Here is a 6,037-nt window from a genome sequence, read left to right as displayed (position 1 = left end):
CGGCCGGCTCAGCGCATCGACGAGCACGTCGAGGAACTTCGCCTGACTCCCTGCCGCCTTCACGGCCTTCTGGTACGCCGCACCCTGGGTGTCGCCCAGCCACACGATCAGGTCCTCGGGAAACAGTCCCCGCTCGCGGTCGTACCCCGAGTCGCCCTCCGAGTAGAGCCATCCGCTCGCCGCCAAGTGCTCACAGATCTCGGATTCGAACACGATCTCGTTGTGGTCTGCCACGGTGACGCAGTCTTCCACCACTCGCGCCGCTCCGCTTGCCAACGACGCACGTTGCGCCTCCGCGGAGCAGGGCGCGAGGCCGCGCTCGGCCGCTCAACGCAACGAGCGGGGGTGGACGGCTATCCGAAACCACCATGCTGGACTGTGGCGATACGACAGTCGGCGATTGTCCGCCTCGATCAGCGGATCGGTTCGCATCGCCCTGAGCCCACTCCTGATTGCGTACTCGCTCAGAGGCGTGCGGATGAGGTCGCTGACCAGACTGCGGTGGCTGTGCCACTCCCCATCCGCTAGGAGTTCCATGATGAGCTCGCGTGCCCTGTCGGTGATCTCATCGGTCGTCATACTGCTTCCCGTCGCTAGGCGTCTTGGCTCCCGGAGCACGGACGGACATCCCTTCTGCCCGTGCTCCGGGTTGGCTCAAATCTGCCGCCGATGACATCCACGATCCACCGAGACGATCAGTGATAATTCGCCTCAGATCTCCCTGTTGAACAGGGAGGTTGTGACAGCATGACGCTGTGACCACGAACTCGGGCTCGATCAGGTTGAAGCCGCACAGCCAGCGCAAGTTGCGACGGGAGTGGTCGAAGGAGTTGCGGGCGCAAGGGGCGACCTGGGTCGAGGTCGCTGATGCCTTCGCCGATCGATACGGGCTGAATCCCCGGGTCGCGTTCCGCGCTGCCCGTGACTGGAGCCAGCGGGATGCAGCTGATGAGTGGACACGCCGCTGGCCGGACGACCCGAAGACGTTCAAGAACTTCTCGTACTGGGAGCAATGGCCGAGTCGCACGGGTTACGCCCCTTCGCTCGACATCCTCGGCCGCTTGGCTGAGCTCTACGAGTGCTCCGTCGCCGATCTGGTGGGCGAACTCGCCGACTACTCACACCTGGACTCGGCACGTAACGTGATCGGCGACCTCAATGGGCTGTGGCAGTCGCGCTACAGCTACTTCTCCGACAGCCGGCAGACGACCCTGCACAGCGATCACGTCGTCCGGCTTCACCATGCGAGCGGCAGGCTTCGCGGCACTGCGGAGCCGAACGATGGAAACGACTCCCGCCTCACCTTGGACATGGCGGTCAACGGTGCGATCGCCACCGGGACGTGGACAGAGCGAACGGCGCCCGAGGGCTACTACCGCGGAGCGGTCTACCACGGCACGATCCAGTTGGTCGTGAGCCCACACGCCCGCGCCATGCGGGGTCGGTGGCTGGGCTTCGGCAAGGACTTCGTCGTCAACTCGGGCGACTGGCACCTCGACTGGACGGACGACTGACGATCAGGCTCCTGGAACTCCGCCGGAGCCGCTGATCACCGCCACGATCGTGGTGCCGCGTGGAAACTCGTCGCGCTCGATCAGATCGAACATCGCGAACATCATCTTCGCTTCGTACACCCAGTCGAGCCGGAGGCCGTGGCGTTGCTGGAAGTCGTCGATGAACGCATCCAACTCTGGTGGTCGCTTTGCATATCCCCCGAAGTGGTAGTCCAGCACCAGCCGCCAAGAGCCTGCCCGCTCGCCATAGACCTGCTCCTGAAGCCGAACGATGTCATCCTCGAGGAATCCGCCGCCCTTGAGCACCGGCACGCCGATGACGGACTGGTCAGCGCCCATGCCTCCGGCAAGACCGGCCAGGGTGCCACCGGTCCCGACAGCACAGAACACGACGTCGACCGACGGATCGATCTCCGCCGCCAACTCCGCACAGCCGCGAACCGCCTCTGCGTTGCTGCCACCCTCGGGGATCAGATAGAAGTCGCCGAACCCCTCGCGCAACGCATCGATCACCGCCGCGGACGTCTTCTCCCGGTAGGTCGATCGATCGAGGTACGACAGGCGCATGCCTCGCGACACCGCGAACTGAAGATGCGGGTTCAGCGGGACATGCTCCTCGCCCCGGATCACGCCGATCGTCTCGAACCCGAGCCGAGCACCCACCACTGCGGTCGCGATGATGTGGTTGGAGTACGCGCCGCCGAAGGTCAGCAACGTCCGCGCCCCGCGTCGCCGGGCCGCTTCGATGTTGTACTTCAGCTTGCGCCACTTGTTGCCCGAAACCTCCGGCTGGATCAGATCGTCACGCTTGAGAAGCACCCGTACGCCCGCGCGATGACTGCGTTCGTCCTCGATCTCATCGATCGGAGACGGAAGCCGAAGGTCAAGGGCCAGACCATCGTCCACGTGATCTAACTCCGACTGTGAAATTCGAGCGCGCGAGCGCGTGCTGAGTTGGCCGTGCAGGCCGCAGAAATGCCGCCCGCATGGCCTTCAGCTCCGCCCCATGCTGGACTGTTGTGCGTCACGGCCACCCCACCGGCAGTTCGGCCGATAGCACCGCCGCGGAGCCATGGAAGTCGCCACGACCCGACTCGTCGACGAAGGCCAACAGCATCAGGCGGTCTCTCGTACGTCGATCTGCCCCGTCACCGCCGCCGTGATCAGCGCCGCCCGGCGCTCCTTCGAGAGCTCGATGAATCGCTCCGTCTCCGCGACGAGTTGATCGATCCTCGTGGTCTGCTCCTCGAGGTATGCCGTGATCCTCCGCTGCTCGTCCAGCGGTGGCATCGGGGCAACGAGGCTGCGAATGTCGTCGAGCGCCAATTGCACCTTGGTGCCGCCCGCTGCTCCTTGCTTCAACTGATGTTGGCCATCAGTCGAGAGCATCACCCACCCGACGAATCTCGGATCGAGGCGCTCGCGATCCAGGCGACACAAGGCAACGTGTTGACTCACATATCCATCGACCCAGTCATCGTCGTCCACCACGGCTACCGAGCCAAGGTATGCCGTGATGGAGAAGAGGAGATCGCCTTCACGAAGCCTGGTGCGTGATCCTTCGATGACGTCGTCGGGCAGGTCGACGAACTGGATCTCACCGCGAACCGTGAGGTCAGTGCGCGGTAGGTTGCCAATCCGCAGGAATCGCTCACCATCGTCAGCGTAGTAATCACCCCAACCACGCGACCCGCTAGTCAGGAAGACCAATGCACGCCTAAGCGGAACCGCAGTCTCACCCAGGCCCGCGGTCGCGTCGTCAACCACGGCCTGCCGACGCTCGCGGAGCATCTCAATCAGGCGCTGTTGTTCCTCGATGAGGGTGTCGATGCCGGCCGTCTCACGGTCGATGTAGGCAGCGATGGCATGCTGCTCCTCAACCGGAGGCAGCGCAATCTCCAACTCGTGAATGTCTCGCTGTGAGACCTTTTGCATAGATGGGCTACTGCCCTTCGCGGCGGCCATGATCTGCGCCCGAACGGGGCCGCTGGACAAGACGTGCACAACGAACTTTGGTAGTGCCACTTCCGTCAATGTGATGCCGTACGTCAGGTCACTGAGCATGAGGCGCGGGTATCGATCGAGGACGACACTTGCCGCCCCTACGAGTTCTTTCGTGTTAGCGCGGGACATGACGATCTCGTTCTGCCGCACTGCCAACTCGGGCCGAGGGACCTCGGTGTCAGGTAGTCGCTTGTTCTCGGATGGTTCAAAGACTCCGGTGTTCGAGCACCCGACCTTCAACACTGCCCAATCGACGATGCCGTCGGCTGGCCAGGATTCACAGTTGGGACTCCAACCCTGCCGCAACTCCGTGATCACCCTCCGTAGCCGCATGTGCTGGCGGGGTACAGCGCCGCTCACTCGACGCACCCTCGACCTGAGTCCTCGACCTCGCGGAGCAACTGAAAGATCTTGGCGACCTGCTTCTCTAGGTCGGCGTCGATCTCGGCGAGGGGGCGGGGTGGGACGTACTTGTAGAAGTGCCTGGTGAAGGGAATCTCGTAGCCGACCTTGGTCTTGGCGTGGTCGATCCAGGCGCCCTCGACGTGGGGCTTGACCTCGACGTCGAAGTAGGCGGTGATCGTTTCATCGCGTGTGGTCTCGACAAGCTCGACCAGCGGGGACGCCCCGTAGGTGAAGGGGATGTTTTCGGTGTCACGCTTCTTGGCGTCGGGCTTGGAGTTGCCCTTGCGGTCGCGTACGGGCTCTCCAGACTCGTCCAGCAAGGGCCGCTCGACCGTGATGGTCCAGTAGCCGAACTCCTCGTTGCGAAGCACCTTGGACAGATCGGGGTCGGCGTCCTCGAAGGCGGTGTACAGCTTCAGAACCTCGCGGCGGTTGGCGTCGCTGATCTCCTTGCGCTTCGAGCCGAGGCTCTTGCGCATCTTCGTGCTGAAAGAGGCGCCGTCGATCAGTTGGACCTTGCCCCGGCGCTCGGAGATCTTGGCGTTGTGGAGGATCCAGATGTAGGTAGCGATGCCGGTGTTGAAGAACATGCCAGTAGGCAGCGCAACGATCGCCTCGACAAGGTCGTTCTCCAGGAGCCAGCGGCGGATCTCGGACGGACCGGATCCGGCGGCGCCGTTGAAGAGCGGCGAGCCGTTCATGACGATGCCGACGCGGCCGCCGCCGTTCTCGGGCTCGCGCATCCGGTGAGCGAGGTGGAGCAGGAACAGCATCTGGCCATCGGAGGTGGCCGGCAGACCGGGGGCGAAGCGGCCGTACGGACCGGCCTGGTCACGCTCGTCCTTGACCGCCTTGGCGTACTGCTTCCAGTCGACACCGTAGGGCGGATTCGACATCGAGAAGTCAAACTTCTTGTCCGGGAACGCCGGCTCGGTCAGCGTGTTGCCGAAGGCGATGTTCGTCGCGTCGTGGCCCTTGGCGAGGAGGTCCGACTTGCAGATGGCGTACGACTGGGGGTTGTACTCCTGGCCGTAGAGCGTGAGGTTGGCGTCTGGATTCTGCTCCAGCAGGTGCTCTTCGGCGAGCGAGAGCATGCCGCCGGTGCCGGCGGTGGGGTCGTAGAGCGTACGGATGATGCCTTCTTCGGTGAGGTCGGAGTCCTTCTCGGCGAAGAGCAGGTCGACCAGGAGGCGGATCGCGTCGCGTGGGGTGTAGTGGTCACCGGAGGTCTCGTTGGCGGCCTCGTTGAACTTGCGGATGATGTATTCGAACGCATCGCCCATGTCCGAGTTGGAGACCACGTTCGGGTGGAGGTCGACGGCCTTGAACGACGAGACCACCTCGCGCAGGAGCCCAGCCTTCTCGAGAGCCAGGATCTCCTTCTTGAAGTCGAAGTACTCGAACACGTCGACGTCAGGGGAGAACCGGTCGATGTAGTCGGTCAGGTTGTCGGCCAGGCCGTCGGCGTCGGCCAGCAGATTGGAGAAAGAGAAGTTGGAGGTGTTGTAGAACGTCCGCCCGGTCGCCTTCTTGACCTCGATCTTGAGCCGGTTCGGGTTGTCGAACTTCGCGGCGAGCTCACGCACGGTCTCGCGGTCTGGCTCGAGGATGCAGTCGAGCCGCCTCAGGATGGTCAACGGCAGGATCACGGTGCCGTACTGGTTGGGCCGGTAGGGGCCACGAAGCTGGTCCGCGATGGACCAGATGAAACTGCCGAGCTTGCTCACTGCGGGGAAGACTCCTTGCTGGATCTGATTGCACCCATCCTCGCGCAACGACGCTAAGGGCGGGCGCGAAGGGGCAACTCGGCGAGTCTCCCGAAGCGGCGGGCGTCAGTCGAAGTGTGGGTGCAACGTCTACGTCACCGATCTGAATGATGCATGAATGCGACGCAATCGGGCGGAACGCACCCCAGGGGACACCGGCGCATCGCGGGGCACTGCTGCCGCCAACCCCAATATTGAGGACGCAAAGCGAAGTCCCGTAACCCCCTGGGACAGCGCCGGGGGATCCTCCTCTCAGACCTCGCCGAGCGGCCCACGGCCGCACACATGCTCCTCGGTTTCCAAGAGGTCCCACGATTCACCCGAGACCGGCTCAGGTGGACTGCGATG

At 63.7% G+C, this 6,037-nt stretch carries 5 protein-coding genes; 1 reads left to right on the top strand and 4 read right to left on the bottom strand.

Annotated features, from left to right (window positions below):
• On the bottom strand, positions 1 to 234 hold a 234-nt coding region (locus ACRDPS_RS16310; RefSeq protein WP_431502707.1), incomplete at its 3' end, for a hypothetical protein.
• Positions 235 to 782: 548 nt separating this feature from the next.
• Between ACRDPS_RS16310 and ACRDPS_RS16305 the strand changes: the two genes are divergently transcribed.
• Positions 783 to 1,514: a hypothetical protein gene (locus ACRDPS_RS16305; protein WP_431502706.1), complete on the top strand. Its 732-nt coding sequence runs from the start codon at positions 783 to 785 to the stop codon at positions 1,512 to 1,514.
• Between the two features lie 3 nt (positions 1,515 to 1,517).
• Here the strand turns inward: ACRDPS_RS16305 and ACRDPS_RS16300 are convergent, their stop codons facing one another.
• From ACRDPS_RS16300 to ACRDPS_RS16290, 3 genes are all read right to left on the bottom strand, one after another.
• Positions 1,518 to 2,420 carry a 1-aminocyclopropane-1-carboxylate deaminase/D-cysteine desulfhydrase gene (locus ACRDPS_RS16300; RefSeq protein WP_431502705.1) on the bottom strand — a complete coding sequence of 301 codons (903 nt, stop codon included), beginning with the start codon at positions 2,418 to 2,420 and terminating at the stop codon, positions 1,518 to 1,520.
• 210 nt (positions 2,421 to 2,630) lie between these two features.
• The gene (locus ACRDPS_RS16295) at positions 2,631 to 3,647 is read right to left on the bottom strand and encodes a restriction endonuclease subunit S (protein WP_431502704.1); all 1,017 of its coding nucleotides are present in this window, start codon (positions 3,645 to 3,647) and stop codon (positions 2,631 to 2,633) included.
• A gap of 227 nt (positions 3,648 to 3,874) precedes the next feature.
• Positions 3,875 to 5,650, bottom strand: a complete 1,776-nt coding sequence (locus tag ACRDPS_RS16290; RefSeq protein ID WP_431502703.1) for a type I restriction-modification system subunit M — start codon at positions 5,648 to 5,650, stop codon at positions 3,875 to 3,877.
• Between the last annotated feature and the right edge of the window lie 387 nt (positions 5,651 to 6,037).

Source organism: Nocardioides sp. (genome assembly GCF_050699375.1).
In the GTDB taxonomy this organism is placed as follows: Bacteria; Actinomycetota; Actinomycetes; order Propionibacteriales; family Nocardioidaceae; genus Nocardioides.
The sequence above is the reverse complement of the archived record's forward strand: the minus strand, read 5'-3'. Positions and strand labels throughout refer to the sequence as shown.

Excerpts from the sequence above, each read along its gene's own strand:
- ACRDPS_RS16295 (WP_431502704.1), bottom strand. The coding sequence starts at position 3,647 with ATGTCCCGCGCTAACACGAAAGAACTCGTAGGGGCGGCAAGTGTCGTC.